Origin of the sequence: Paracoccus tegillarcae, assembly GCF_002847305.1 — a bacterium.
GTDB lineage: Bacteria > Pseudomonadota > Alphaproteobacteria > Rhodobacterales > Rhodobacteraceae > Paracoccus > Paracoccus tegillarcae.
In genome coordinates this window covers 1,525,156-1,551,165 of sequence record NZ_CP025408.1, presented here as the reverse complement: position 1 = coordinate 1,551,165, position 26,010 = coordinate 1,525,156, and the positions used below count along the sequence as shown (strand labels likewise).

Sequence of the window (26,010 nt, the reverse complement as noted above, 5' to 3'; positions counted from 1 at the left end):
CTGGCTGCCTGCAACGCAAGAGCCTTACAACTTACGTGCTATTGGCGAGGTGCCGGTGCCGTGCCAGTTTCGGCGCTGACAGACCGGATCAAGGGGGTAGCGGCCATGAAGTTTTTCGCAACAATGGCGGTCGCGCTGGCGATGTTCAGCCCGGCCGCGCAGGCGCAGGATGCCGCGTTGCCGGTGATCGAAATCGGAACGCTGGAAAACGGCACGGTCAATTGGGAATTGCAGACCATCAAGGACCAGGGTCTGGATGAGGCCAATGGCTTTACGCTGGAACTGCTGCCTCTGGCCGGAAATCCTGCGACACAGGTGGCCATGCAAGGGGGCGAGGTCGATGCCATCGTCTCGGATTTCCTGTGGGTGGCCCAACAGCGCGCAAGGGGCGAGGACTTCACCTTTCTGCCCTATTCAACCGCCGTGGGCAGTCTGGTCGTTCCCGCCGACAGCCCGGTCCAGACACTGGCCGACCTGGCCGATAAAAAGATCGGCATCGCCGGTGGGCCGGTGGATAAAAGCTGGCTGATCCTGCGCGCCTGGCACGAGCAACAGACCGGCCAGGATCTGGCGGACGTGACCGAACAGGTGTTTGGCGCACCGCCCGTCATCATGAACGCGGCCGAAACGGGCGAGGTCGATGGCGCGATCAATTTCTGGCATTTCCTGGCCAAGATGCAAGCGGCAGGGATGCGCCCGGTGGTGAATGTGGCCGATGCGGCCCGCGATCTCGGGCTTGATCCCGCAACGCCGCTGCTGGGCTACGTCCTGCGCGACGCCTGGATCGCCGAGCACCCGGATCTGGCAAAGGGGTTGGCTGCGGCGTCGCGGCAGGCCAAGGATCTGCTGGCCAGCGATGATGCCGCATGGCAAGCCATCCGCCCGATCATGAACGCAGCAGATGATGCGCAATTCGAGGCGCTGCGCGAGGGCTGGATTGCGGGCATTCCGCCCGAAGGCCCGGTCAATGCCGATAACGCGCAGGCCATGTTCGCCGTGATGGCTGATCTTGGCGGCGACGAACTGACCGGCGGTCTGACCGAACTGCCAGAGGGGCTGTTCTGGTCGGGTGACTAAGGGGCAAAGATATCCCTGGCAAAGCCCCGGCGCCTTGCCGGGGCTTTTGTCGGTCCTGGCGCTGCTGACGGTCTGGACCGTCGCATCGCAATTGACCGAACGGCCGCACACATTGCCCGCGCCATGGGTCGTGGCGTCTCGGATCTGGTCGCTTGCCGCGTCCGGAGAGCTGTGGTTCCACGCCGGCATGACGCTGATGCGCGTCTTGGCCAGCTTTGTGATCGCCATGGCCGTTGGCATCGCGATTGGCCTGTGGATGGGCCGCTCGCGCGGCGCGGATCAGTGGATGAACCCGCTGCTGGTGATCGCGCTGAACATTCCGGCGCTGGTCACCATCGTGCTGGCCTATATCTGGATCGGGCTGAACGAGGTCGCGGCAATCGCCGCCGTGGCGCTGAACAAGATCCCGGTCGTTACCGTCATGCTGCGCGAGGGCACGCGGGCGCTGCGTCCCGATCTGGACGACATGTCGGCGGCCTTTCGGATGACACCGGTGGCGCGTCTGCGTCATGTGGTGCTGCCGCAGCTGGCGCCCCATATCGCGGCTGCCGCCCGCGCCGGTATTTCACTGATCTGGAAGATCGTCCTTGTCGTCGAATTTCTTGGCCGCTCGAACGGGGTCGGCTTCAAGATCCACCTGCTGTTTTCAAGCTTTGACGTGGCCGGCGTCTTGGCATGGTCGCTGGCATTTGTCGCCGTGATGCTGCTCATCGACCTTGCCATCCTGCGCCCGTGGGAGGCCCGCGCGAACCGCTGGCGACGCGATGAAGCTTGACCTGAAGGGCAAATCATTTGGCGACCAGCCGGTGCTGGGGCCTTTGACGATGCAGGTCACGCGCGGGCAGCGGCTGGCTGTGCTGGGACCATCCGGCGTCGGCAAATCGACGCTGCTGCGTATCATCGCGGGGCTGGACCATCGCTATGACGGCACGTTGACCGGCGGTGACCGCCTTGCCGTGGTGTTTCAGGAACCGACCTTGCTGCCGTGGCGGCGGGCGATCGAGAATGTGACCATCCCCACGGGATGCGATGCCGGCGATGCGCGCGATCTGATGGAACAGGTCGGGCTGAACGGGCACGAGGCCCATTATCCGCGACAGATGTCACTGGGCCAGCAGCGGCGCCTGGCCTTGGCCCGCGCCTTTGCCGCACGGCCAGATATCCTGCTGATGGACGAGCCCTTCGCCAGCCTCGATGCCGAGACAGCCACTCGCATGATCGACCTGACCGCCGCCTTGCTGGACCGCAGCGGGGCCGGGCTGATCCTGGTGACGCATGATGCGGGCGAACCGGCAAGGCTGGGGGCCAGCCCGGTCAGATTGTCGGGTCGCCCCGCGACACTTGTGACCGCGCCTTGACCCAGAGCTAACCGGAAACGTCGAAGCTCTGATCCCAGCTATTACCGTCGGTATCCTCGATATGAACGGTCACGGGCTGGCCGTTTGGCGTATAACCAAAGCGGAAAACCGGATCTTCGCTGATCGAAATGCCAGCCGACATGGTGAACAGCATCTCTTCGCCCTGCCGCACCTCCAGCGTGTCGATGAAATGCGGCGGGATGTTCAGAAGCGTGACCTGATCACGCTGCAGCCCCGAGAAATTCGGATGCCGGATCATCAGCGTGCCAATGGTGCGGCCATCCTCTTGCGCGGATTTCCAGCGCATCTGGCCCATCGTGTCCATCACCGTCGTCATATCCTTGCCCGCCGGGGCAGAGCACCCGCCCGAGGCTTTGACAAAGCGCCCGGCCATGACCTGCGCACCATCCGGTCCCGTGCCGATGGCGCGCACATCGGAATAGGCGTTGACGCGAACGCGCACCTCGAAATCCAAGGGCATCAGCGCAGAACCAAAGTTGTATTCGGCGGCGACGGGGGCGGGATTTTCGTCGATCACAAGAATCAGGTCGGTCAAATCCGGCGCATCTGCCGGCTGGGTCAGACGGATCGGCACGATTGCCGCATCATGGGCGCGGATCGGCGCATCCAGGTCCAGAATGGCTGCGTCGACCGGCGGTTCTTCGGTCAGTCCGACAACGGATTCGCGCAAGTCGTCCCAGGTCGCGGACGGTTGCATCGGGTTTTCCTGAGCCAATACTGGGGTGGCCAGCAAAAGCCCGGCAATAAGCCATGCCTTCATCTCATCCTCCCTTTTTCATGCGCCGATAGATCAGATCGGCAGTATCGCTGGCCGCGTCCTCTTCGGCCCTTGCCACCACCTGCGCATGCAATGGTGATTTCGAGCAAACCGGATCGGTTGCCCGCGCATCACCTGCCATGGCCATAGCTTGGCATCGACAGCCGCCAAAATCCACGGTTTTTCTGTCACATGTGCGGCATGGTTCGGCCATCCAGCCGGTGCCGCGAAACGCGTTGAAGCTGCCAGAGTCGTGCCAGATATCAGCCAGCGGACGGTCGCGGGCGTTGTCAAAGCGCATCCAGTCGATGGTTTGCGCCGCGTGGCAGGGCAGCACGGTGCCATCGGGCCCGATATTCAACCCGGTCGAGCCCCAGCCCCCCATGCAGGCCTTTGGGTAGATGGCGTGATGATCCGCCGGGACATAGTCGATCACCATGCGCCCGCGCAGCCGGCCGCGTGCATCATTCACGACCTGCCGGGCAAAGCCCGCCTGTTCGCGCGTCGGCATCAGCGCCTTGCGGTTCAGGTCGGCCCAACCGTGGAATTGCACGGTCGCCACCTCGATGCGGCGCGCGCCGAGGGTTTCGGCCAGTTCGATCATGTCGGGCAGCCGGTCCATGTTCTGACGATGCACCACGGCGTTGATGGTCAGCGGAAAGCCGATTTCGGTCACCCATTCGGCGAAACCCATCTTCTTGTCCCAAGACCCCGGATGCCCACTGATCCGGTCGGCCATGTCTGGCCGGATGCCTTGCAGCGACAGCTGCACATGATCGACGCCTGCGGTGTCCAGTTCCTGCAGCCGCTGGCGGGTGATGCCGATGCCAGAGGTGATCAGGTTCACATACAGGCCCGCATCGCGCACACTGGCCACGATCTGCGCCAGATCGCGGCGCGCACCGGGTTCACCGCCCGAGATATGGACCTGTAGCACGCCCAGATCCGCCGCCTCGCGAAAGATCCTCGCCCATGTTTCGGCGTCCAGTTCCTGCGCGGCGCGGGTCAGTTCGACCGGATTGCTGCAATAAGGGCAGGCCAGCGGGCAGCGATGGGTGATTTCGGCCAGCATTGCCATCGGCAGGCCCGGCGTGACCGGGTTGCCATCCAGATCCTGGGGTTGGAACTGGTCCTTCATGGCGCGGCCTTTACAAAAACCATGCGCCGTTCAATCAGCCCGGTCAGGAAATCGGCGACATCGCCTGAGATCTGATCGGCGGGCGCGTTGTAAGCCACGGCCAGACCTTCGGCGATGTCGGCCATGCTGCGCGATCCGTCCAGTTCCGACAGGATCGCGTCGCCCACGGCATCCAGTTGCATCGCGCGCTCGGGCGCCTGCAGCACGCGGATACCGCGCACGCGGTCATCGGTCAGCCGCACCCCGCGCGGCAGGTACGGGATCTGTTCGGGTTCAATAAGCCGGGTCATAGCAGCCCCTCGCCGGGTCGCCACGCGCCGCGCGGGATATTCCCTTCGACATAGCCGTGCCAAAGCGCATCAAGCTGCGCCCACAGCACATCTGTCTTGAAGATCAACGCCGCCGCCGCCGCGTTCTGTTTTTCCAGCGTGTCGGCATGGGTCAGCACATAATCCAGCCCAAAGGCCACATCCTCGGGTGCCTCGGTCAGCCGGCGCTTGAAATAGGCCAGGCTGGTGTCATCGGCAAAGTCGTAATGCGCCAACAGCCCTTCGATCCGCTGAGCATGGATCTTGGGCGCGAAGAGTTCGGTCAGGCTGGCAGCGACGGCATCGAGCAACGGCATGTCGCGCACGAACCTGACATAGGCATCCACGGCAAAGCGGGTGGCCGGCATGATGCCCGCGCCGCTGGCAACGTAGTCGGGGTCCAGACCCACGGCGCGCGACAATGCCAGCCAACGCCGGATACCACCGCCCTCGGTGACGCCGCCGTCATGATCCTCGATCCGCTTGCGCCAACGCCGGCGCAGATCGGGATCGTCGACGCGCGACATGAAGGCCGCGTCCTTCATCGGGATGCGCGATTGATACATCCAGCGGTTTATGACCCAGGCGCGCACCTCGTCAGGGGTGCATTGCCCACCATGAAGCCGCGCGTGAAACGGATGGCGGTCGTGATAGCGTTCAGCCCCGATGGCGCGCAGTCGCGCCTCGAAATCCTGTTGGTTTTGCGGGCCTTGCAGATCTTTCACACTACCACCTCAGTTCCGTCGCGACCGATTTGCCAGCCATTGGCCTCGGCTTCGGCCACCTGCGGGCTGCCCGGATCAGTCAGCGGGTTTGAGTTGTTGATATGCACAAACAGTCGCCGCGCCAGCGACAGATCGGCCAGCGCGGCAATGCTGTCCTGTGCGGCCATATGGCCCATTCGGCCTCCGGTCTTGCGGCCAAGCCCGGCTGTGATCATCTCATCATCCTGCCACAGCGTGCCATCGAACATCAGCAGATCCGCACCGTTAATACGATCCTTGAGCCAATCGGGCATATCCGCACAGCCCGGAATATAAAGCGCGCGCTTGCCGCCCGAGGTCAGTTCGACCCCCACGGTATTCTCGCCGATCAGGTCTGTCTCGACGGTGTCGCCTTCCAGATAAAGCGGCACCTTGCCCGGCACGGCAAACAGCGTCGCCGCAAGGTCCGGCGCCAGATCGAACTGCTGATCCAGCGCGACAGTCCGGCGCGGGACAAATTCAGGATTGACCGCCGACATCATCGGGTTTGCGTCCAGCGCGGCGTGGATGGTGGCGGTTGCGAACAGATCAAAGGGTTGGCTTTCGCGCAGCGTCAGCAGCCCTGCGACATGATCGATATCGCCATTGGTGACCAGAACCGACCGCAAAGGCATCTGCCGGGCGCCGGTCGGATGCAGCACGGGTGTGGCGGCCATCTGCGTCCGGATATCGGGCGAGGCATTGATGATCGCCCAATCCTGCCCGTTCGCGGAAACGGCGATGCTGCTTTGGCTAAGTGATGGGATGCGGCCAGCGCGTGCGGCGGCGCAGTTCACGCAGCCGCAGTTCCATTGTGGCAATCCGCCGCCTGCCGCGGCCCCAAGTACAAAGATCCGCATGGCACCCCAAAACGAAAACGGCCCCGGCCGGTAAACTCGGTCGGGGCCGTAAAATCAATTCACTTCCGGTCTGTTCAGAACAGAACCGGTTCATCCTCGGCCGGGGCATACATGTTGATTTCCATGCCACAGGCGATCTCTTTCAGCACGGGTTTATTCCAAGCCATCAGTTCCTCCTTACGCATAATTCGTTCATGCTAGGATTGTTCGACTGTTCGTCAACGCGACCTAAGTCGCAACGAGCGCTCGACGCCTTACAAAAAAACGACCATCGGGAAGATTTGGCAAATGTTTCATCTAATCTTGACTGCCTGCATTGCCGTTGATTCCGGGGATTGCCGCCCGATCCTGCTGCCGCAGGGCGATGGCCTGACGCCGCAGGCCTGTCTTTCGCAGGCCGAGCGAATCAGCCGGGACTGGCTGGCAGATCACCCGGATCTGACCGGTTCGGGAACCGAGTGCATTGAAAATACCGATGTCGGCGGACTCGAACTGCATTCAATCGCGCCGGGTGTTTGGCTGCGGCAGGGGCAAACCGCGCAAATCGCGTCGGACAATCGTGGGCGCATCGCAAATTTGTCGGTGATCATTGGCACCGATAGCGTTGCGATCATCGATGCAGGCGCAAGTCGCGCAGAAGGACAGGATCTGTATGCGGCCATCCGACACCTGACCCCAAAGCCTGTCAGCCATGTCATTCTGACCCACATGCATCCCGATCACGTTCTTGGTGCATCGGTTTTTGCCGAAGCCGGTGCCAGTATCGTTGCCAACGAAAAGCTGGTTCAGTCGCTGGACATGCGCGGACAGGGCTATCTGGAGAATATGTCCCGCATCGTGGGCGCGCCCGAGATGATCGGTACCGAGATCACGCTGCCCGATATGACCATTGCGCAGAGCGACCGGATCTCTTTGGGCGGGCGCACCCTTGAACTTGCGGCGGTGCCCACTGCGCATACGGATAATGATCTGATCGTTCGTGACGATGCGACCAACACCTTGTTCACCGGCGATCTGGTGTTTCGCGACCTGACGCCGGTCGTCGATGGGTCACTCAACGGGTGGTTGCATTGGCTTGAAGCGCCGCCCGCAGAAGTCGGGCTGATCGTGCCCGGACATGGCCCCGTGGCACAAAACTGGCAAGAGGCTGTTGCAAAACAAAGCAACCTGCTGCTCCAATTGCGTGATTCGGTTCGTCACGCCATCGCGTCGGGCCAATCAATGTCAGAGGCTGTGCCCACAATTGTATCGGAGCTTCAGAATGTTGCGGAAGGCTGGACCGATTTCGATGACACCATCGCCCGCGATGCCACCGCTGCATTCAAAGAGCTGGAATGGGAATAGTTACGATTGACAAACTCACGAAAGTTTACGATGTTGGCGCTAACAGGATGTTGGCGCGGTCGTTTCACACGCACAAATAGTCCTGAAAAGGGGGGAGAAAAATGAAACCAATTCTCATGACGTCGGCTGCCGCATTGGCGCTGACAGCAGGTCTCGCACACGCGCAAATGGTAATCGAACCGGGCAGCGACGACCGCATCAACTGGCAAAGTCTGGAAGATTTCAAAGCGTCTCATTCCGGGATGGAAGGCCAGGAAGTGTCTGTCCTTGGTCCCTGGCTGGGCGCCGACCAGGAATTGTTCACATCGATTCTGCCATATTTCGAAGATGCCACCGGGATCACCGTGAACTACTCGGGCTCGGACAGTTTCGAACAGCAGATCGTCATCGACAGCGAGGCCGGATCACCGCCGGATATCGCCGTTTACCCGCAGCCGGGTCTGGCAGCAGACCTTGCACGCAAGGGCCATTTGCAGCCGCTGCCCGAGGAAACCTCGACCTGGCTGTCGGAAAACTATGCAGCCGGTGACAGCTGGGTAAACTTCAGCACCTACGAGGGCCCGGACGGCGCCGAGCATCTCTATGTGTTTCCGTATAAGGCCGACGTGAAATCGCTGGTCTGGTACGTTCCTGAGAACCTCGAAGATCTGGGTTATGACGTACCGGAAACCTATGAGGATCTGAAGTCGGTTACCGAGCAGATCGCAGCGGATGGCGAGGCGCCCTGGTGCATCGGCCTGGGTTCGGGCGGTGCGACCGGCTGGCCAGCAACAGACTGGGTTGAAGACCTCATGCTGCGCATGAACAGCCCCGAAGATTATGATGCCTGGACGACCAACGAACTGCCGTTCAACGATCCCAAGGTCGTTGCGGCGATCGAAGAGTTCGGCTGGTTCGCCAAGAACCCCGACTTTGTCGCCGGCGGCGTCGGATCGGTCAGCTCGACCGATTTCCGCGACAGCCCGAAGGGTCTGTTTGAAAGCCCGCCCAGCTGCTATTTCCACCGGCAGGCCAGCTTTATCCCGTCCTTCTTCCCTGAGGGGACCGAGATCGGGGTCGATGCAGATTTCTTCTACTTCCCGGCCAAGGCCGACGGATCTTTGGGTCAGCCTGTTCTTGGCGGTGGCACCCTGTTCGGTGTTCACAGCGAAAACCCTGCGGCAATGGCCTTCATCGAGTTTCTGCAAACGCCAGCGGCACACGAAATCTGGATGTCCCAAAGCGGCTTCCTGACCCCGCATACCGGCGCGAACACGGAAGCCTATGGCAGCGATACGACCAAGAAGATGGGCGATATTCTGCTGAACGCCACGACCTTCCGCTTTGACGGTTCCGACCTGATGCCGGCCGCGATTGGTGCTGGTGCCTTCTGGACCGGGATGATCGATTTCGTCGGTGGCGCTGACGCGCAATCCGTGACGGACACGATCCAAAGCAGCTGGGACACGCTGAACTAAGCGCTGCCCGGATGCGGGCTTGAACATGAGATCGGCCCGATTAGCGGGCCGGTCAACTGCAAGAGGGAGGATCGGGGATGGAACTTCTTTGGCTTGCCGTCAGCACCATCATTATCGGCGTATTCGGTTGCGTCGCGTGGTTCTGGGGCTCGAACATGGTGCTGGACAGCATCTACCCACCGCGCGGCCCAAAGGCCGGGGATAATATCAGAAGGGCCAGCCAGATCCGGCCATGGCTGTTTCTGGGACCCGCGATCCTGTTTCTGTCGATCTATCTGGTTTATCCCGTAATCGGCAGTTTCTGGGCATCGATGCATAACGCGGATGGCAGCCGCTTTGTCGGCGGTGCGAACTATACCTGGCTGATGGGCGACGCCAAGTTCCGGGAATCGATGCGCAACAACCTGTTCTGGCTGTTGATCGTGCCCGCCCTGTCGACGCTGTTCGGACTGGTCGCGGCACAGCTGACCGACCGGATCAAATGGGGAAATTTCGGCAAATCGCTGATCTTCATGCCCATGGCCATCAGCTTTGTCGGCGCCGGTGTCATCTGGAAGTTCATCTATGAATACCGCGAATCAGGCGAGACGCAGATCGGCCTGCTGAACGCGATCGTCACCTCGCTTGGCGGCGACCCGAAGGTCTGGCTGACGCTGATCCCGTGGAACAACTTCTTCCTGATGATCGTCCTCGTCTGGATTCAGACCGGCTTTGCCATGGTCATCCTGTCGGCTGCCCTGCGCGGCATTCCCGAGGAAACCATCGAGGCCGCCATTCTGGACGGCGCATCGCCCTGGCAGGTCTTTTTCAAGATCAAGGTACCACAGATCATGGGCACGATCGCCGTTGTCTGGACGACAATCACCATCACCGTTCTGAAGGTCTTTGACATCGTCTTCGTCATGACCAACGGCCAATGGGGCACGCAGGTTCTGGCGAACCTGATGTATGACTGGTCGTTCCGCGCGAACGACGCGGGACGCGGCTCGGCCATTGTGATCGTGCTGATGCTGCTGGTCACCCCGATCATGGTCTGGAACATCATCAACCTGCGCAAGGAGGCACGCTGATGGAAGGCATGGCTGGACAAAAATCCTCGCTCACCTGGGCGGTCAACATCGCGGCCTTCTTGCTGGTGTTGCTATGGACAATCCCGACACTTGGTCTGTTTGTGTCGTCATTCCGTGATCGCGATCAAATCTCGACCTCGGGATGGTGGCAGTCATTCTCGGCCTCCGAGCAGACAGGCTTTGTCCGCACCGGCACGAGCGACGACGCCGCACAGGTGGACGGAATGTATGTGCTGGAGGGCAATGTCCTCGCCGAAGGCCAAAGCCTGACGGCCTGGGGCACATCCGCCCGCAGCCCGGATGAATTCGAACCCGGCGCCAGCACGACCATCGATGAGAACTGGGAACTGACGGTGGCCGAGGACGGCAACTATCGGCTGACCTCGCCTCAACCCTTCGACATCTCGCGGGGCGAGCGGATCTTTACCACGACCGAGGTCCCGGCGAAGTTCACCGTCGACAATTATCGCCGCGTGCTGACCGCTGACGGGCTGGGCCGCGCCTTCATGAACACGATGACGGTGACAATCCCGGCGACGATCATTCCGATCCTGATTGCGGCCTTTGCGGCCTATGCGCTGGCGTGGATGCCATTTCCCGGCAGGTCGCTGCTGCTGGCCGCGGTGGTCGGGCTGCTGGTCGTGCCGCTGCAAGTGGCGCTGATCCCGCTGCTGCGGCTGCATAACGAGATCGGCATCGGAAAGGGCTATCTGGGGATATGGCTTGCCCATACCGGCTTTGGTCTGCCGCTGGCGATCTATCTGCTGCGAAACTATATGGCCGGGCTGCCGCGCGAGGTGATCGAAAGCGCCCGCGTCGACGGCGCGACCGAATTCCAGATCTTTCGCCGCATCATCCTGCCGCTGTCCTTCCCTGCGCTGGCCTCTTTCGCGATCTTCCAGTTCCTGTGGACATGGAACGACCTGCTGGTTGCCACCGTCTTTCTGGGCAACACCCGTGAACAGCTGGTCATGACAGCCATGCTGCGCGAGATGATGGGCTCTCGCGGGGGCGAATGGGAAATTCTGGCGACGTCGGCCTTTATCAGCATCCTTGTGCCGCTGTTGGTCTTCTTTGCGATGCAGCGATACCTGGTGCGCGGCCTGCTTGCCGGCTCGGTAAAGGGCGGCTGATCCATGGTTAAATCAGACGACTGGTGGAAAGGTGCGGTGATCTATCAGATCTATCCGCGCAGCTATCAAGATACGACCGGTGACGGAGGTGGCGACCTGCAGGGCATTGCCCAAAGGCTGGACCACATCGCGTCTCTGGGCGTGGATGCGATCTGGATCTCGCCCTTTTTCACCAGCCCGATGAAGGATTTCGGCTATGACGTCAGCGACTATCGCGGCGTCGACCCGATCTTTGGCCGGATGGAGGATTTCGACGAGATCATCGCACGGGCACATCGCTTTGGCATCAAGGTCATGATCGACCTGGTTCTGTCGCACACCTCGGACCAGCATGCCTGGTTTCAGCAAAGCAAGACCTCGCGCGATAATCCCAAGGCGGACTGGTATGTCTGGGCAGATCCCAAGCCTGACGGCACGGCGCCGACCAACTGGCTGTCGATCTTTGGTGGCAGCGCATGGCAATGGAACGCGGCGCGCGAGCAATATTACCTGCACAACTTCCTGAAAGAGCAGCCCGACCTGAACTTTCACAATCCCGATGTGCAAGAGGCATTGCTGGATGTGGTGCGCTTCTGGATGGACAGGGGGGTGGACGGGTTCCGGCTGGATACGCTGAACTTCTATTTCCACGACGCCCAGTTCCGCGACAACCCGGCGCTGCCGCTGGATCAGCGCAGGTCGGATACCGCGCCGGCGGTCAATCCGTATAACCACCAGAGCCACAAATACGACAAATCACAGCCCGAGAACCTGGTGTTCCTGGAAAAGCTGCGCGGCGTCATGGACACCAAGGGCGCAGCCGCCGTCGGCGAAATCGGCGACAGCGAAAGGGCCTGGGAATTGCTCGAGGAATACACGCAGGGCAATAAGCGCGTGCAGATGTCCTATGTCTTCGACTTCCTGTCGGGCGACAATCTGACGGCGCAGCGCATCACGGATGTGTTCGACGAAAAGGCACGACGCGCGCCCGAGGGCTGGCCTTGCTGGGCGCTGTCGAACCACGACGTAACGCGTCACATCACGCGCTGGAACCTCAGCGACACGGCCGCCAAGGCCTATTGCACCGTGCTGATGTGCCTGCAGGGGTCGATCTGCATCTATCAGGGCGAAGAACTTGGCCTGCCCGAGGCCGAAATCGCCTTTGAGGATCTGCAAGATCCCTACGGCATCGAGTTCTGGCCCGAATACAAGGGCCGCGACGGCGCCCGGACCCCGATGGTCTGGGATACCAATACCAACGATCACAGCGGCTTTTCATCGACTCGGCCCTGGCTGCCGATACCGCCGGAACATCGCCATCTGGCGGCGTCCGAACAGGACCATCAGGCGGGCTCGATGCTGAACCACTACCGCTGGGCCATAGAGCTGCGCCACAAGCATCCGGCGCTTCGCCATGGCGATCAGACAGGAACGCGCGCGGATGGGCCGATCCTGTCATTTCAGCGCAGCACGGGCGATGGCAGCGTGTTGGTCAGGGCAAATCTTTCCGACGGCCGCGCCGCCGGAATGGAGCCTTGGCAAGTCGATATTACCGAGGAATAAAAAGGGGGGACGGATAATGGCTGATCTAAACTTGACCGGGGTCGCCAAATCATATGGCGACGTCAATGTGCTTCGCGATATTGATCTGGACATCACATCAGGCGAGTTCATCGTCTTTGTCGGCCCATCGGGTTGCGGCAAGTCAACGTTGTTGCGAATGATCGCGGGGCTCGAGCAGATCTCTGGCGGAACGCTGCAGATCGGGGGCGAGGTGATGAATGACATCCCGCCCAGCCAGCGCGGCATCGCGATGGTGTTTCAATCCTATGCGCTTTATCCGCATATGACCGTGCGCGACAATATGGCCTTTGCCCTCAAGATCGCCGGCAAATCCGCCGCTGAGATCAAGGAAGCAACCGACCGCGCCGGCAAGATGTTGCAACTGACGCCCTATCTGGACCGGCTGCCCAAGGCCCTGTCAGGCGGTCAGAGGCAACGCGTCGCCATCGGCCGCGCCATTGTGCGTGACCCCAAGGTCTATCTGTTCGATGAACCGCTTTCGAACCTGGATGCCGCGTTGCGTGTCGCGACCCGGATCGAGATCGCGCAACTCAAGGCCTCGATGCCCGATCGCACGATGATCTATGTGACCCATGACCAGACCGAAGCCATGACGCTGGCCGACCGCATCGTTGTGCTGGCCGGCGGCGGCATCGCGCAGGTCGGCGCGCCGTTGGATCTGTATGAACGCCCGATGACCGAATTCGTCGCACAGTTCATCGGCAGCCCGGCGATGAACCTGCTGCCCGGCAAGGTGGCCGAGGTCGGCGAAACCACAGTGGTCAATCTGGACGGTGGCGGCGTGGCGCATGTGGCCATCCCGACCCGTCCGGGCGACGAGGGAATGGTCGTCAATGTCGGTGCCCGCCCCGAAGATATGCGTCTGGCCGAAGGTGAAGCCGTATTCGAAGGCGTGGTCGATCTGACCGAAGCTCTGGGCGAGGTCACGCTATATTACTTTGGCACCAACGATGCGGAAAACAAATCACCCGTCATCGCCAAACTGCCGGGCATTCAGACAGGCATGACCGGGAAAAGCGTGCGACTGACAGCGGATCCGCAATCCATGCACCTGTTCCACGAAGGCCGGTCGCTGCTGTATCGCGACTGATCGAACCAGGACACAAATCAGAAAACCCGCCAGAATCGCTTCTGGCGGGTTTTTTTAGTGTGGGTTGCGGAATGTACGCTCAGGCGAAGATGAAGTCGTCGCCGCCCAGTTGCGACGCATCCAGCGCGTCGCCATCCAAGCTTCGCACGATAAAGCTGACATCACCCTCATCGTAGATCACGGTAACTGAGCCATCGCCATTGTTGGTGAATGACAATTCGCTGCGGCTTTCCACGCCCCAAGCCGAGATATCAAGCCTGTCCACGCCATCATCGAAATCGCGAACCACATCTGAAAACTTATCGCCCTCGATGAAGACAAAGACGTCTGCGCCCGGACCGCCTACCAATACGTCGCGATCATGTCCGCCTGAAAGCGTGTCGTCGCCATAGTCGCCGACCAGCCAATCGCGGCCATAATTGCCATGCAGAATGTCGTCGCCGCCTCTGCCACCGATGACGTCATTACCGATCTCGCCCTCGATTACGTTCGCCTGGCCATTTCCGATAAGCCAGTCGTTTCCGATCGTCCCCGTGAACGAACGGAAATCGAAGAAATGGTGAGTTACGCCATCCAGCACAAACTTTCCGGTCGCATAGATACCAGTGTCCATGATCAGTTCAGCACCCTCACGGTCCGGGCCGATTTCCAGCTGATTGAGCTCAAGTTTGTTATAGCCGCCATTTCCGAAATAGACGGAATAGACGTTCTCGGTCAGCGAGACATAGTCAGCGCCATCGGAGTATTCGTAGACAGGCGTGTTGGTCAAAATGAAATCGGTCGGGTCGAGATCGACGCGACCTTCATGATTGTCCTTCAAATTCACATACAAGCGCAACGGGCCGACCGTCGTCTCGACGATATCTGTATCGTACTGGTATAGTTCGATCAGTTGCTGATAATTTGCGACTCCGACTTCGCGGAGGTCGATCAGATCGCGCCCATCTTCAAAGTCATAAATGAATTCTTTTATGTCATCCGCGTCGATGACAAATATGTCTTTTCCTTCACCCGCCCAAAGGACGTCAGCGCCACCGTTACCGATGACGATGTCTGGACCAGGCGTCGGGCGCGAAATCAGATTGTCATTTCCGCTGGTTCCGTAAATATAGTTCATGTCGATCAGCCCTGTTCATTTCGCCAGCTGATCTAGCGTAAACCCATTCGTATAGACAGCCACAAACACGGCATCGGCGGCAACCCGCCTTACACGTGCACATTTGTCTCATTCTTTGGGCAAATATTCGCCAAGACAAATGGCGTGCCCGAGAGCACGCCATCGCCAGCGTTGTGATCAAACGAAGATGAAGTCGCCGTTGTCCATATCGCTTGGGCTAAGAGGACCATCTTCCGAGCGCAGCTCGAAGCCCAGACCCTCGGAAGGCAATTCGATCCGCAGGCGCCCCGCGCTGAGCTGGGTGATTTCCAGATCGTCAACGCTGGTCACGCCCCACTGCGAAATATCCAGCATATCGGTGCCGTCTTCATAGTCGAACACAACGTCCGTGCGGTTGTCATAGCTGACAAAAACGAACGTATCCGCACCCTCGCCGCCGCGCAGCAGGTCATAGCCGGTGCCGCCATTGATAATATCATCGCCATCGTCACCAAACAGACGGTCAGTGCCGCTGTTGCCAAAGATGCGATCATCGCCGTCGCCGCCATAAATGCGGTCGGCATTGCCCAGCCCGACAAGGTTGTTGTCCTGCTGGTCACCGTGAATGGTGTCCTGACCATTGGTGCCGCGGACGTTGCTGAAATCGAAGAAATGCTGGGTCACGCCCTTGATGGTAAAGGTGCCGTTCCCGAGGGCATCGTCATCCATTTCAACCAGCGCGCCCTCGCGTGCGGTATCAGCGCCGCGCACAAGCTGCTTGAGGTTCAGCCAATTATTGCCACCATTTCCCAGGTGGACCGCATACTCGTTGCTGCCAACATTCACCGAATCGAAACAGCGCGAATACTCGATGACCGGCGTATCAGCATAGATGAAATCGGTCGCATCGACGGTCAACGGCTCGCCATCAACGGCCTGGACAAAAACCTGCAGGCTGCCGTCGGCGTTGGTCACCTTGACCTTGTCGTCGCCCAAGACCTCAAGCGTCAACTCATCGAAACTGTTGATTCCCGCGCCGCGCAGGTCGATCAGATCGCTACCGTCCTGAAAGTCCTGAAAGACCTTCTGCAGCCCATCCGCCGCGACGGTATAGACATCTTTGCCACCGCCGCCATGAATGACGTCGATCCCCAGAAGACTGTCGATCCAGTCGGACCCGTCAGTCGCAAACATGATGTCGTTATTATTGGTACCGTAGATGATGTTCATCCGCTTAAACCTCCACCTCAAAAAATTTACCTGACACTGCGCCAAACCTTGTGAGGGCGTATCGTCAGACAGAACAGATCATGAAGATTGGTATCATTTTAAGAAGTCTTCAGAAATTCTTAACATTTATACTTTTGGACAGGATGCCCTGCGGATTCGGTTGAGTGGTGGCGCTCGTTACAGCCAGAGCGATACTGAAACCGTCGGAACAGATTGCGCGGTGCCGCCAATTCCCTTAATCCGACCCCGAACAAGGAGGTCAGTCATGGCAAGCAAGGTATTCATCGACGGCGAATCAGGAACGACGGGTCTGCAGATTCGCGACCGCCTGGCGCTGCGTGACGATGTCTCGCTGGTCCAGATCGACCAGGAGCGGCGCAAGGATGCCGATGCCCGGCGCGAGGCCTTTGCCGAAGCCGATGTCGCGATCCTCTGCCTGCCGGACGACGCCGCACGCGAGGCCGTGGCGTTGGCCGAAGGCATGGATGTGCGTTTTATCGACGCCTCGACTGCGCATCGCGTGGCGGATGGCTGGGTGTATGGTTTTCCCGAGGCGGTGTCGGGCGGTCGCGCGGCGATCGCGGCCGCAAAGACGGTCAGCAATCCGGGCTGCTATTCCACCGGCGCCATCGCAATTCTCGCGCCCCTGATTAAAGCAGGCCTGATAGATGCCGACGAGGCGCTGTCGATCAGCGGTGTCAGCGGCTACACGGGCGGCGGCAAGGCGTTGATCGCCGAGTATGATGATGGAACAGCGCCGGCGCATTTCATTTATGGCTTGGCCCAGAACCACAAACACCTGCCAGAGATCATGGTCAGGACGGGACTGACGAGGCGGCCAGTGTTTTCGCCTGCGGTTGGCAATTTCGCACAGGGTATGGCGATACAGGTACCGCTGCATCTTGGTGAAACGCGCGACCTCAGCAACCTTCATCAGGCGCTGGCTGACCACTATTCCGGCGCGCAATTCGTCCGGGTGCTGTCCGCCGAAGAGGCCGGCGCGCGCATCGTGCCGACCAAGCTGAACGATACGAACATGCTGGAAATCTCGGTGCACGGCGATGATCGAACCGGCATGGCCAATGTCATTGCAGTGCTGGACAATCTGGGCAAGGGCGCCTCGGGCGCGGCCGTTCAGAACCTGAACATCATGCTGGGTGTGGACGAGGGCGCAGGACTTTAACACGCTTCAGCGCGCTGACAGCCAGCTTTCGGGTTGGGTCATGGCGCGCGTCGCCTTGCGGCCCCTGATCCGGGTCAGCCAATAGCGGCCGGTCAACACCTCATGCGAAAAGGGCCTGACCAGCTGCGCTGTCTGAAGATGCGCGGCAAACATGGCGGCTGGCAGCAAGGCAACGCCCAGCCCGCCCGCCGCCAGTTCGGCCAAGGCAACCGACGAATCCAGCACAGGGCCGCGCAAATCGGGGCAGCCAATGCCCAGCCCGTCAAACCATCCTGGCCATTTATCCGCCCTGTAAGATCTGAGTGGTTGGTGATCTGCCAGGTCCTCGGGTGATCTCAAGCTTTGCGAAACGATAGGCGGTTGGATCGACCGAGTACCCGACTGTGACGGCCGAATATCCATGACCATGAAGGGTGAAATCATCGAAAGCCATTGGGACGGCGCGCTGGCCTATCTGGTCATGTGCCCGGCCAAGGGCGTTCAGGTGATGTGCGCGACCTACTATCCCGAAGAGGTAACCGGGGACACCATCATGTTCGCCGGCGGCTATGCGAGGTATGGCGAGCAACCGGTCGTGCTGGACCCGTGTCTCAGCTATGCGGAAGAATAGGACGTCCTGATACCGCGCGAACAGACCGGTTATTCCAGATGTCCGGCAATCGCGCGAGCCAGCGCAAAGGCGCGCTGCTCCAGCAATACCGGGCTTTCGCACACGTAAGTCAGTGCGTGCTGGCGGTCGGTGAATATACGCTCATCCCAGTCCAGCGCCTTTTCCTCGGCGTCGATTGCGTCGAAATCGGGAGGGTCAGCAGCCTCCAGCTCGCTCAAACTGGCGCGCCGATCCTCGATCATGCGGGCCAGTTCGACCTGTTTCTGGCCATAGCGCGCGATACCTTCGATCATCGCCGTGCGTTCGGGTTCGATCTTGTCCAGTATCGCCTGCATGAGGGCCGTCAGTTGATCATTATCCGCCGCTTCGGCAAAATCGGTGATCAGGACCTCGGCCTCTTCGATTGGTAGGCGGCGCTGTTCCAGTCGCGCCGCCAGCGCCTGAATGCCCGGGTCACGCGACAGTGCGGTTGTGGCGTCATCAGGCGGCGGACCGGCCCACATCTGACCGATGGACAGGTGCGGCTGTTTGCGCTGGATGCAGGGCCAGGTCGGATCGGTGCCCTCGGCAGCGCCGGCCGGGTGATTGCCGACCCAGACCGTAATGGCAACCGCGATGGCGGTGACGATGGTGGCAGAGGTTTTCATGCGCGTCCCTTCCTGCTGGCCCAGATTCCCTTGGCCGGATCATACATGAAGACTGCGGCACCAAAGAACCCCGCCAAACATCCGAGAACCACGGCCAGCGATAGCCAGTTGACCTGAAGATAAAGCGCGAAGCGGATCAGTTCGACCGCATGGGTAAAGGGGTTCAAGGCACAGATATCATGCAACAAAACCGAACTTTCACGCATCCGCCACAGCGGATAGAGGGCGGATGACGCAAAGAACATCGGGAAGATGACAAAGTTCATCACCCCGGCGAAATTTTCCAGCTGCCGGATCGCAGAGCTGAGAAACAGCCCCATCGCCCCCAGCATCAGCCCGGCCAGCACCAGCGCGGGCAGCAAGGCGACGTAACCCCAGACCGGTGGACGGATATCCCAAAACCAGGCGATGGCGAGAAAGGTATAGACCTGGATGATCGACACGATCACGCCCGCGATCAGCTTGGACCCCAGCAGGAACCAGCGCGGAAAGGGGCTGACCAACAAGGTGCGCATCGCCCCGGTTTCGCGATCATAGACCATCGACAGCGATGATTGCATGCCATTGAACAGCTGGATCATCGCGCAGAGCCCCGGCGTCACATACACCTCGTAGAGCACATAGGTCTGATAGGGCGGTGTGATCGACATGCCCAACACGGCGCGAAACCCGGCGGCAAAGATGAACAGCCAGACCAGAGGGCGCACAAGTGCCGCCAGAAATCGCCCGCGCTGATTGACAAAGCGCAGCGTCTCGCGCCGCGCGATGCCGGCAAAGGCGGTGGCCCATGCCCGAAACGGAAAGGCGATATCGCTCATGCGCTGGTCCCTGTCAGATCTAGAAACATGCGGGTCAGCCCCGCATCGCCCGCGATCTGGCCCGCCAGTCCGCGCTCCAGCACCTGCCCGTTGTGGAGAACGACCAGACCGTCTTCGGGTGCGATCTCGTCAAGGATATGGGTGGCCCACAGCGCCGAGACGCTTTTGTCGGCGATCAGGCGCCGCGTCAGGGCCAGAACCTCGGCCCGCGATTTCACATCCAGCCCCACGGTCGCCTCATCCAGCAGCAGGATATCGGGACTGTGGATCAGGGCGCGGGCGATCTCTGCCCGGCGCTGCTGCCCACCTGACAGGGCGTTGACGCGGTCACCGGCGCGGTCGGACAAATCGACCTGCTCCAGCACTTCGTCAATGCGGACCATGGCCTCTCGGCGGGCGATGCCGTGCAGGCTGGCGTGATACATCAGGTTCTGGGCCACCGTCAGATCGGCATCCAGCGCGCGGCTTTGGAACACCACGCCCAGCCGGGCCAGCGCCTGAGCCGGCTGACGCCGCAGGTCATAACCAGCGACACGGATGCTGCCCGAGGTGTTGTTGTAAAGTCGCGTGATCAGGGAAAACAGCGTGGTCTTTCCCGCGCCATTTACCCCCAACAAGGCGGTAAAACCCCCGCGCGGCACCGTCAGCGATACATCCTTCAGCGCCTGGACGGCGCCGAAACTGTGACTGACATCGGTGATTTCCAGCGCGGGGGCCATGGCGCTATGATAGCGCGCTATTGGATATTGAACACCGCCTCTTGCGTTTCGCCACGCGACCCCGGGATCGACAAAGTATAGCGGCCCGGAACGATGGCGATAAAGCTCATGCGGGCACTGCCCTCATCGTCGAATTCGATGCTGTGCACACCCATCGGGCGGATCTCGATATCGTTGATGACAACCTCGTTGATCCAGATGGCCCGGAAGAAATCACCGCCCGACAGCGCCAATTCGGCGGTGCCATCTGCCTCGATATGGATGGTGTAATAGCCACCCGATTTCAGGGTGTATTCACTGCCCGCAACCGGTTGACCCGAGCTTAGCGTCAGCGGCGCCAAGGTGGTGCGGTTATCGCTGGCCATGATCCCGGAGAATCCAAAGTCAAACTTTCCGGTCGCCTCATAGACGCCTTCTTCGCCAGCATCACCGCCTTCTTCATCGTCGTCGTCGTCACCATCTTCTTCAGCGGGTGCGGCGGCATCATCAGCAGGCTGTGCCTCGGCCGGTGCCTCGCCTTCAGTGGCGGCGTCTTGTGCGGTGGCTGGCACACTCAGGCCAGCGATCATCATGATAAGGGTCAGCAGGCGGGTCACGGGGTTTCTCCTGTCATGGTAAATATTGATTGCGGGCGGACACACGCCTTAGTCCGGGGCGACGACCACGCCCCAGGGCTGTTGCCCGACGGGTATGGATTTAACGACTTCTCGCGCGGCCACGTCGATCACCGACACGTCGTTGGAGTTGCCGTTGGTCGTGAACAGGTATTTCTCGTCGGGGCTGAAGCCCAGCTGCCAGACGCGCTGGCCGACCAGCAGATAGTCGATCACCTCATCGGTTTCGCCATCGACCACCGCGATCCGGTTTGCTGGACCAAGCGCCACAAAGACCGTCTTGCCGTCGCTGGTCACGCGCGCACCGACCGGCTGGATCGCCTCGGGCAACACGCCGGGAATATCAAAGCTGATCTTGTGCATGATCTCCTGGGTTGCCGGATCAATGACGCTGACGGTACCGCCGATCTCACTGGTGACGTACAGCTTGGTGCCGGCGTCGTTAAACTGGGCAAAGCGGGGCCGGCTGTCGACCAGGACATTGGCCGTAATCTCGAATGTCTCGGTATCGATGAAATGCGCCATATTGGTGGTTTCCGAGGTGTTGATCACCACCTTGCCATCGGGGCTGACGCCCATTCCCTCTGGTTCAACGCCCACCGGGATTTCGGCCAGCACCTGATGGGTCTCGGTATCGACCACGGTCACCAGATTGTCGTCTTCGTTCGCGACATAGAGCGGATTGCCCGACGGGTGCAGCACGAAGAGTTCCGGGTCCGGCCCGGATGGCAGCGTGTGCGTTTCCTCCATCGTCTCTGGGTCAAAGACGCGGACCAGATCATCATCGCTGGCGCAAACGTAAAGCTCGGTCCCGTCTGGGCTGATGGCAATCCCGCGAGGGCGGTTGCCGGCGGGATAATGGCCGATCACCTCCAGCGTGTCGCTATCCAGAACGGTGATGTCATTGCCTTTTTCATTGCTCACAAACACCCGGTTCGCCAGCGCGGGGCCTGCGGCAAAAAGACAAAGCGACAGGGTCAGTAGGGTTTTCATCTCGGGCCTCAAAAGCTGCATTCGGTTTCGGGGCGGTCCATGCCAAGCGTATCGAGCGTGCTGGTCTGGTGCAGAAACTGGTCCTGCGGGCTGACACTGGTCATCAACAGACCGGTGGTCAGCAGGATTGGCTGGCGCATCTGATGATCCCAGTCACGGACCGTCAGCTTTTGCCCCTTGAAGCCGGCCACGTCGAAGTCGGGCGACAGGATAAAGTCACGCAACACCGCCGGATCGCCAGAATTGGTGCGCGTCGCCGCCTCACCCAGAACGCGCAGTGCAAGCCAGGTCTGATAGTCAACCTCTCGCATGTTGCGGTTGGCCAGTTCTTCAAAGCGGTTCTGAAACTGCGTCGCACCCCAGGCCTCCATCGCCGGGTGCCAACTGCGCGGGACCAGACCGGCTGAACCGGCAACAGGGCGCGGGTCCCAGGTCTGATAGGGAAGATAGGCGGCAAAGATATCGGCCTCGTCAGCGGCAACCACAACGTCATGCGCGGGCGCGCGCTGCGTAAAGATCGGCATCTGCTTTTGCACCTGCACGTGACCGGAATCGGTGCGCCTAGCGCCGCCCGTGTCTTCGTACAGCCGTTCTTCGACCACCTTGGCACCGAATTTGGTGGCTGCACGCTGAAATGCCTGCGCCAGATCCTCGTCCTGCGGATGGCTTCCCTTGATCAGGAACCAGTCTTGCCACTGCTTCCAGACCAGAAATTGCGCCAGCGCATCGGCCATCATCGCGTGGCTGGGCGCCACATGGACGGTGTTAAAGCGGCAATCGGCGCCGCGCAGATTATCACCGCGCGCCTTGGCATTCAGGATCAGCGCCTGATCGCCGGCCTGATCGGCCAACGCCAATGTTACGGGATCATCGGCCAGCACGACGATGAACTGAACGCCATCAGCCAGCAGTTTGTCCATTTCTGCTGTCGCGGTCTCGGTCGAGGCCGTCACTTCGATGGCTTCGAAATCCTGGCCCATGAAGCGGCCGGTCGTGTCGTTATCGTCGATCGCCAGCCGCGCACCCGCGAAGCCCAGATCATCGCTTGGCAGTTCAAGCCGCGAAATCGGCGGCAAACCCGGATCGTCGACACGCAGAACTGCCGCGCGGATCAGGATAGGATCGGCTGCCTGCTGTGATAGGGCCGGCATTGCAAATCCCGCCAAACCAGCCAAAAGTATGATGATTCTTCTCATCATCGGTATCCTCCCCTGCTTTGATCCTGTAGGTCCGAGGTGCTTGCGGCAAGCCTGCAATCATTCCCGGCGCCTTTGGGAGGTTTTGCCTCATCCCTTTGTCTGATGGACGGCCAACGGACAGGCGCGCATCCTGCCCGCGACAAAAGGACAGCATCAGCTAAAGGGAGCAGCGGACGCGATGATAGGCAGGATCACAGCATTGGCGATGGGGGTCGTTCTGGCGGCCAGTGGGATGGCCGGGGCGCATGGGCCCTCGCGGTTGAAATCCGAAATGTCGGTGATACTGGACGCAACGCCCGACGAGGTCTGGCAGGTCATCGGCCAGTTCGACGATATGAGCTGGCATCCGGCAGTTGTCTCGACCGAGATGGTGCCAGAGGGCGCGCCCGCCGATCAACCCGACGAATCCACTCGCGTGCTGCATCTGAACGCCGAAAGCGGCGACCCCACCATCACCGAACAACTGATGGCCATCGATGCGGACAAGCGGATGTACAAATACATGATCACCGATGTCGCGGTCGAGATCCTGCCGGTGACGAATTACTCGTCAACGCTGCAGGTCAACGACCAGGACGGCAAGGCCGAGGTGGTCTGGAAGGCCGGCTATTATCGGGGCTTTCCGAACAACGATCCGCCGGCCGGTCAGGATGATGAGGCGGCCACCGCTGCCGTGATCGGCATCTATCAGGCCGGTCTGGATGCCCTGACCGAACGGTTCGGCAAGGTCGAGTGATCCGCGCCGCACTGGCTGCGCTGTTTCTGTCATCCCCGGTCGTCATGGCCGGGGATCTGGCATTCATAACCTCGCAGAACGGCAATTCGGTCAGCATTGTGGACCTGCAAGAGATGCAGGTTATCGCCTCGACCACTGTCGAGGGGGCCCCTGCACCCGTCGCCTATGATCCGGCAGTCGGGTTGGCCTATGTGGTATCGGCAGATAGCGGCCGGCTGACCGTTCTGGACGAAGCCGGCGAGATCGTTGGCGGTCTGGATCTGGGTCAGGGTGTCTTTGGCATCGCGACCGGCCCCGGCGGTGCGCTGTATGTGGGCGACTGGGATGGCGGGCGGTTGATGCGCCTGGGCCAGGATCTGGAAACGCTGTGGCAGGCGACGACGGGCCTTGCACCCGCAGGCATCGCCGTCAGCCCTGACGGTCAGATGGTTGCGACCGCTGACCGCGATGACGACGCGGTCAGCGTCTTTGATGCGGCAACGGGGCAGCGGCTTCATCAGGTCGCGACAGCCGGCGCACATCCCTTTGGCATCACCTGGTATGAGGGTCGCCTGTGGACCGCCGATGTTCAGGGCAACGTCGTTTCGGTGATCGATCCGGTGGCGGGCAGATTGCTGGGTCAGATCCCCAGCGGCAGCCACCCCTATGCCATCGCCTTTGCACGCGGGCGTGGTTTTGTGACCGATCAGTATGGATCCACCCTGACGGTGTTCGATCCGGATGGCCTGCAGGTGCTGGGCAAGGTCGAGATCGGCGATTACCCCGAGGGGATCGCGGCCCTGCCCGATGGCAGCGGCGTGGTCGTGGCAAACTGGGACAGTGACACCGTTCAGGTCGTCGATGCAGAGACGCTGGAGATCACCGCCGAAATCGAAATGCCAGCCGGGCCGCGAGCCTTTGGGCAATTCACGGGTCGGCAGGTTCAGCCTTGACCAGATCGGCACCCGATGCCGCCTCCCAGCCCTCGGTTCCGGTGCTGAACCAATGCACGTCAGTATAGCCCAGCGCCACGGCGCGTTTGGCGGCGTTCCAGCTCATCCAGCAATCGGCGCGGCAAAAGATCACTACTGGCGCCGCTGTGTCGTCCTCGGTTGCCAGACGCAGACCGTTTTCCAGCCGTGCCTGCTCGGCATCTGACAGGCGGACAAAGCCGGTGTCATACAGCCAGATCGCGCCCGGGATGGTATCGTGCCGCGGCTCTTGCCAGATCGTGCCCTCGGGCAGATCATCGGGCTTTGCGGTGCGAGGATAGACATCGACGAAGGCAACACCCTGATCATGCAGCGCCACCGCCTGCTCGCCGTCAATGGTCGTCGTGCCGTCCAATTGGTCTGGCACAGGCGCGTTATAGGGCGGCCCGCGATACAGATCCATGTCCTGGCCGGCAGCCGCACCGGCCAGTATGGCCACGAAAACGATGGCAGCGCGCAGGATCAATTCAGCAATTCCTTGCCGTAGTCATCGACCAGCGGTACGCCGGCTTCGGTCAGGATCTGGTTGATCTGGTCCTGATTGCGGCGGATCTGGCTGTTGAGTTCACGTTTCCATTCCTGTTCCGGCAGTCGAACGCCCATGGTGATCCGATAGAACATCCGCGGCGAAGCCTCTTCCTTCAACAGCGGCGTGAATTGCAGCTCTGGGTCGTCCTTGACCTGCGGCCCGGCAAGCGGACCCCAAAGGACAGCGGCGTCCAGCGTTCCATCATGCACTTCGCGGATCATATCGCCCACCGGATCCAAAACGCGCCGGTCGACGGTCAGATCGCCGCCGTGCATATTCTTGGCCAATCCAGCCCGGGCCATCGTTGTGGCAGGCGGCGTACCCGCGATCACGCCAAGTTCGCGATCCTTCAACGCCGGATCCCCGAGGCGGTCGACACTGGCCAGATCGCTGTCGGCACGGGTCACGATGCCATAAATCGAGGTGTAATAATGGTTGGTGTTCTGCACCATCTCGTCGCCCTGAGCATAGCCCATCACCACATCGCAATCGCCTGCCTGCAGCGTTTGCCGGATGAAGCCCATGCCCAAGGGAAACCACGTATAGGTCACCGGCAGATCCAGCACCTGCCCGAACATCTCGGCCAGGCTATTCTCAAAACCCGAGCCATCCTTGGAGGACATCGGGCTGTTTGCGGGATCGGCGCAGACGCGGAACTGCGTCGTCGAACGCAGATCGGCGACCTGCGCCGCCGCCGGGGTGGCTGCGGCGCAGACAAGGATGAGCGTCCGGAGGGCGCTGTGCAT

Annotated in this window: 30 protein-coding genes; 13 read left to right on the top strand and 17 right to left on the bottom strand. The window is 60.8% G+C overall.

Translation table 11 applies throughout. The features are described 5' to 3' along the window. Positions 1–105: 105 nt before the first annotated feature. The 3 genes from CUV01_RS07685 to CUV01_RS07675 are packed head-to-tail and all read left to right on the top strand — an operon-like array spanning position 106 to position 2,435. Positions 106–1,077 (top strand): ABC transporter substrate-binding protein, encoded by a 972-nt coding sequence (locus CUV01_RS07685; RefSeq protein WP_101459954.1) that lies wholly within the window; start codon positions 106–108, stop codon positions 1,075–1,077. A 34-nt stretch (positions 1,078–1,111) separates the two neighbouring features. Continuing rightward, positions 1,112–1,852, top strand: coding sequence for an ABC transporter permease (locus tag CUV01_RS07680; RefSeq protein WP_232962603.1), 741 nt, complete (start codon positions 1,112–1,114; stop codon positions 1,850–1,852). Then, entirely contained in the window at positions 1,842–2,435 is a 594-nt protein-coding gene (locus CUV01_RS07675; protein WP_101459952.1) for an ATP-binding cassette domain-containing protein, read from the top strand. The genes CUV01_RS07680 and CUV01_RS07675 overlap by 11 nt, the downstream gene beginning before the upstream one ends. A 7-nt stretch (positions 2,436–2,442) precedes the next feature. On the opposite strand, the gene CUV01_RS07670 is transcribed toward CUV01_RS07675, so the two are convergent. From CUV01_RS07670 to pqqA, 6 genes are all read right to left on the bottom strand, one after another. Beyond that, positions 2,443–3,216 (bottom strand): quinoprotein dehydrogenase-associated SoxYZ-like carrier, encoded by a 774-nt coding sequence (locus CUV01_RS07670; protein WP_101459951.1) that lies wholly within the window; start codon positions 3,214–3,216, stop codon positions 2,443–2,445. Between the two features lies 1 nt (position 3,217). Beyond that, positions 3,218–4,351, bottom strand: a complete 1,134-nt coding sequence (pqqE, locus tag CUV01_RS07665) for a pyrroloquinoline quinone biosynthesis protein PqqE (protein WP_101459950.1) — start codon at positions 4,349–4,351, stop codon at positions 3,218–3,220. Then, complete coding sequence (gene pqqD, locus CUV01_RS07660; RefSeq protein WP_101459949.1) at positions 4,348–4,641, bottom strand: pyrroloquinoline quinone biosynthesis peptide chaperone PqqD; 294 nt, start codon at positions 4,639–4,641, stop codon at positions 4,348–4,350. The genes pqqE and pqqD overlap by 4 nt, the downstream gene beginning before the upstream one ends. Next, on the bottom strand, positions 4,638–5,384 hold the full coding sequence (gene pqqC, locus CUV01_RS07655) for a pyrroloquinoline-quinone synthase PqqC (protein ID WP_232962601.1): 747 nt from the start codon (positions 5,382–5,384) through the stop codon (positions 4,638–4,640). Before pqqC ends, pqqD begins: the two co-directional genes overlap by 4 nt. Continuing rightward, positions 5,381–6,262, bottom strand: a complete 882-nt coding sequence (gene pqqB / locus CUV01_RS07650) for a pyrroloquinoline quinone biosynthesis protein PqqB (RefSeq protein ID WP_101459948.1) — start codon at positions 6,260–6,262, stop codon at positions 5,381–5,383. Before pqqB ends, pqqC begins: the two co-directional genes overlap by 4 nt. A gap of 74 nt (positions 6,263–6,336) precedes the next feature. Next, the gene (gene pqqA, locus CUV01_RS07645; RefSeq protein ID WP_101461940.1) at positions 6,337–6,429 is read right to left on the bottom strand and encodes a pyrroloquinoline quinone precursor peptide PqqA; all 93 of its coding nucleotides are present in this window, start codon (positions 6,427–6,429) and stop codon (positions 6,337–6,339) included. 121 nt (positions 6,430–6,550) lie between these two features. On the opposite strand from pqqA, the gene CUV01_RS07640 reads away from it, so the two are divergent. The 6 genes from CUV01_RS07640 (at position 6,551) to CUV01_RS07615 (ending at position 13,919) form a co-directional block, all read left to right on the top strand. Further along, positions 6,551–7,606, top strand: coding sequence for a quinoprotein relay system zinc metallohydrolase 2 (locus CUV01_RS07640; protein WP_101459947.1), 1,056 nt, complete (start codon positions 6,551–6,553; stop codon positions 7,604–7,606). 101 nt (positions 7,607–7,707) lie between these two features. Beyond that, complete coding sequence (locus tag CUV01_RS07635) at positions 7,708–9,063, top strand: ABC transporter substrate-binding protein (RefSeq protein WP_101459946.1); 1,356 nt, start codon at positions 7,708–7,710, stop codon at positions 9,061–9,063. A 77-nt stretch (positions 9,064–9,140) separates the two neighbouring features. Further along, a complete protein-coding gene (locus tag CUV01_RS07630) occupies positions 9,141–10,133 on the top strand; it encodes a carbohydrate ABC transporter permease (RefSeq protein WP_101459945.1) in 993 nt (330 codons plus the stop codon). After that, the gene (locus CUV01_RS07625) at positions 10,133–11,266 is read left to right on the top strand and encodes a carbohydrate ABC transporter permease (protein ID WP_101459944.1); all 1,134 of its coding nucleotides are present in this window, start codon (positions 10,133–10,135) and stop codon (positions 11,264–11,266) included. Before CUV01_RS07630 ends, CUV01_RS07625 begins: the two co-directional genes overlap by 1 nt. Before the next feature lie 3 nt (positions 11,267–11,269). Further along, the gene (locus tag CUV01_RS07620) at positions 11,270–12,808 is read left to right on the top strand and encodes an alpha-amylase family glycosyl hydrolase (RefSeq protein WP_101459943.1); all 1,539 of its coding nucleotides are present in this window, start codon (positions 11,270–11,272) and stop codon (positions 12,806–12,808) included. 16 nt (positions 12,809–12,824) lie between these two features. Beyond that, a complete protein-coding gene (locus CUV01_RS07615) occupies positions 12,825–13,919 on the top strand; it encodes an ABC transporter ATP-binding protein (protein WP_101459942.1) in 1,095 nt (364 codons plus the stop codon). 79 nt (positions 13,920–13,998) lie between these two features. On the opposite strand, the gene CUV01_RS07610 is transcribed toward CUV01_RS07615, so the two are convergent. Beyond that, on the bottom strand, positions 13,999–15,036 hold the full coding sequence (locus CUV01_RS07610; protein WP_101459941.1) for a calcium-binding protein: 1,038 nt from the start codon (positions 15,034–15,036) through the stop codon (positions 13,999–14,001). Positions 15,037–15,213: 177 nt separating this feature from the next. Beyond that, on the bottom strand, positions 15,214–16,245 hold the full coding sequence (locus CUV01_RS07605) for a calcium-binding protein (RefSeq protein WP_101459940.1): 1,032 nt from the start codon (positions 16,243–16,245) through the stop codon (positions 15,214–15,216). A 265-nt stretch (positions 16,246–16,510) separates the two neighbouring features. On the opposite strand from CUV01_RS07605, the gene argC reads away from it, so the two are divergent. Further along, a complete protein-coding gene (argC, locus tag CUV01_RS07600) occupies positions 16,511–17,428 on the top strand; it encodes an N-acetyl-gamma-glutamyl-phosphate reductase (protein ID WP_101459939.1) in 918 nt (305 codons plus the stop codon). A gap of 6 nt (positions 17,429–17,434) precedes the next feature. On the opposite strand, the gene CUV01_RS07595 is transcribed toward argC, so the two are convergent. Beyond that, on the bottom strand, positions 17,435–17,830 hold the full coding sequence (locus tag CUV01_RS07595) for a LysR substrate-binding domain-containing protein (RefSeq protein ID WP_232962709.1): 396 nt from the start codon (positions 17,828–17,830) through the stop codon (positions 17,435–17,437). Between CUV01_RS07595 and CUV01_RS19610 the strand changes: the two genes are divergently transcribed. After that, entirely contained in the window at positions 17,829–18,038 is a 210-nt protein-coding gene (locus CUV01_RS19610; RefSeq protein WP_157994807.1) for a hypothetical protein, read from the top strand. The two genes, CUV01_RS07595 and CUV01_RS19610, sit on opposite strands and share 2 nt — an antisense overlap. Before the next feature lie 29 nt (positions 18,039–18,067). Here the strand turns inward: CUV01_RS19610 and CUV01_RS07590 are convergent, their stop codons facing one another. Genes CUV01_RS07590 through CUV01_RS07565 form a run of 6 tightly spaced genes read right to left on the bottom strand, consistent with a single transcriptional unit; the run spans position 18,068 to position 22,980 of the window. Further along, a complete protein-coding gene (locus CUV01_RS07590; RefSeq protein ID WP_232962599.1) occupies positions 18,068–18,685 on the bottom strand; it encodes a hypothetical protein in 618 nt (205 codons plus the stop codon). Next, complete coding sequence (locus CUV01_RS07585; protein WP_101459937.1) at positions 18,682–19,503, bottom strand: ABC transporter permease; 822 nt, start codon at positions 19,501–19,503, stop codon at positions 18,682–18,684. The genes CUV01_RS07590 and CUV01_RS07585 overlap by 4 nt, the downstream gene beginning before the upstream one ends. Next, positions 19,500–20,222 carry an ABC transporter ATP-binding protein gene (locus CUV01_RS07580; RefSeq protein WP_101459936.1) on the bottom strand — a complete coding sequence of 241 codons (723 nt, stop codon included), beginning with the start codon at positions 20,220–20,222 and terminating at the stop codon, positions 19,500–19,502. Before CUV01_RS07580 ends, CUV01_RS07585 begins: the two co-directional genes overlap by 4 nt. A gap of 17 nt (positions 20,223–20,239) precedes the next feature. Continuing rightward, complete coding sequence (locus CUV01_RS07575; protein ID WP_101459935.1) at positions 20,240–20,818, bottom strand: cupredoxin domain-containing protein; 579 nt, start codon at positions 20,816–20,818, stop codon at positions 20,240–20,242. A gap of 48 nt (positions 20,819–20,866) precedes the next feature. Then, positions 20,867–21,829: a YVTN family beta-propeller repeat protein gene (locus CUV01_RS07570; protein WP_101459934.1), complete on the bottom strand. Its 963-nt coding sequence runs from the start codon at positions 21,827–21,829 to the stop codon at positions 20,867–20,869. An 8-nt stretch (positions 21,830–21,837) separates the two neighbouring features. After that, entirely contained in the window at positions 21,838–22,980 is a 1,143-nt protein-coding gene (locus CUV01_RS07565) for an ABC transporter substrate-binding protein (protein ID WP_232962597.1), read from the bottom strand. A gap of 226 nt (positions 22,981–23,206) precedes the next feature. Between CUV01_RS07565 and CUV01_RS07560 the strand changes: the two genes are divergently transcribed. Together CUV01_RS07560 and CUV01_RS07555 are read left to right on the top strand one after the other, a co-directional pair. Further along, entirely contained in the window at positions 23,207–23,764 is a 558-nt protein-coding gene (locus CUV01_RS07560; protein ID WP_101459932.1) for an SRPBCC family protein, read from the top strand. Next, the gene (locus tag CUV01_RS07555; RefSeq protein ID WP_101459931.1) at positions 23,761–24,696 is read left to right on the top strand and encodes a YncE family protein; all 936 of its coding nucleotides are present in this window, start codon (positions 23,761–23,763) and stop codon (positions 24,694–24,696) included. The genes CUV01_RS07560 and CUV01_RS07555 overlap by 4 nt, the downstream gene beginning before the upstream one ends. Here CUV01_RS07555 and CUV01_RS07550 read toward each other — a convergent pair. Together CUV01_RS07550 and CUV01_RS07545 are read right to left on the bottom strand one after the other, a co-directional pair. Next, complete coding sequence (locus CUV01_RS07550; protein ID WP_232962595.1) at positions 24,671–25,201, bottom strand: rhodanese-like domain-containing protein; 531 nt, start codon at positions 25,199–25,201, stop codon at positions 24,671–24,673. The genes CUV01_RS07555 and CUV01_RS07550 overlap by 26 nt on opposite strands. Then, positions 25,198–26,010, bottom strand: a complete 813-nt coding sequence (locus tag CUV01_RS07545) for a substrate-binding domain-containing protein (RefSeq protein ID WP_101459930.1) — start codon at positions 26,008–26,010, stop codon at positions 25,198–25,200. Before CUV01_RS07545 ends, CUV01_RS07550 begins: the two co-directional genes overlap by 4 nt.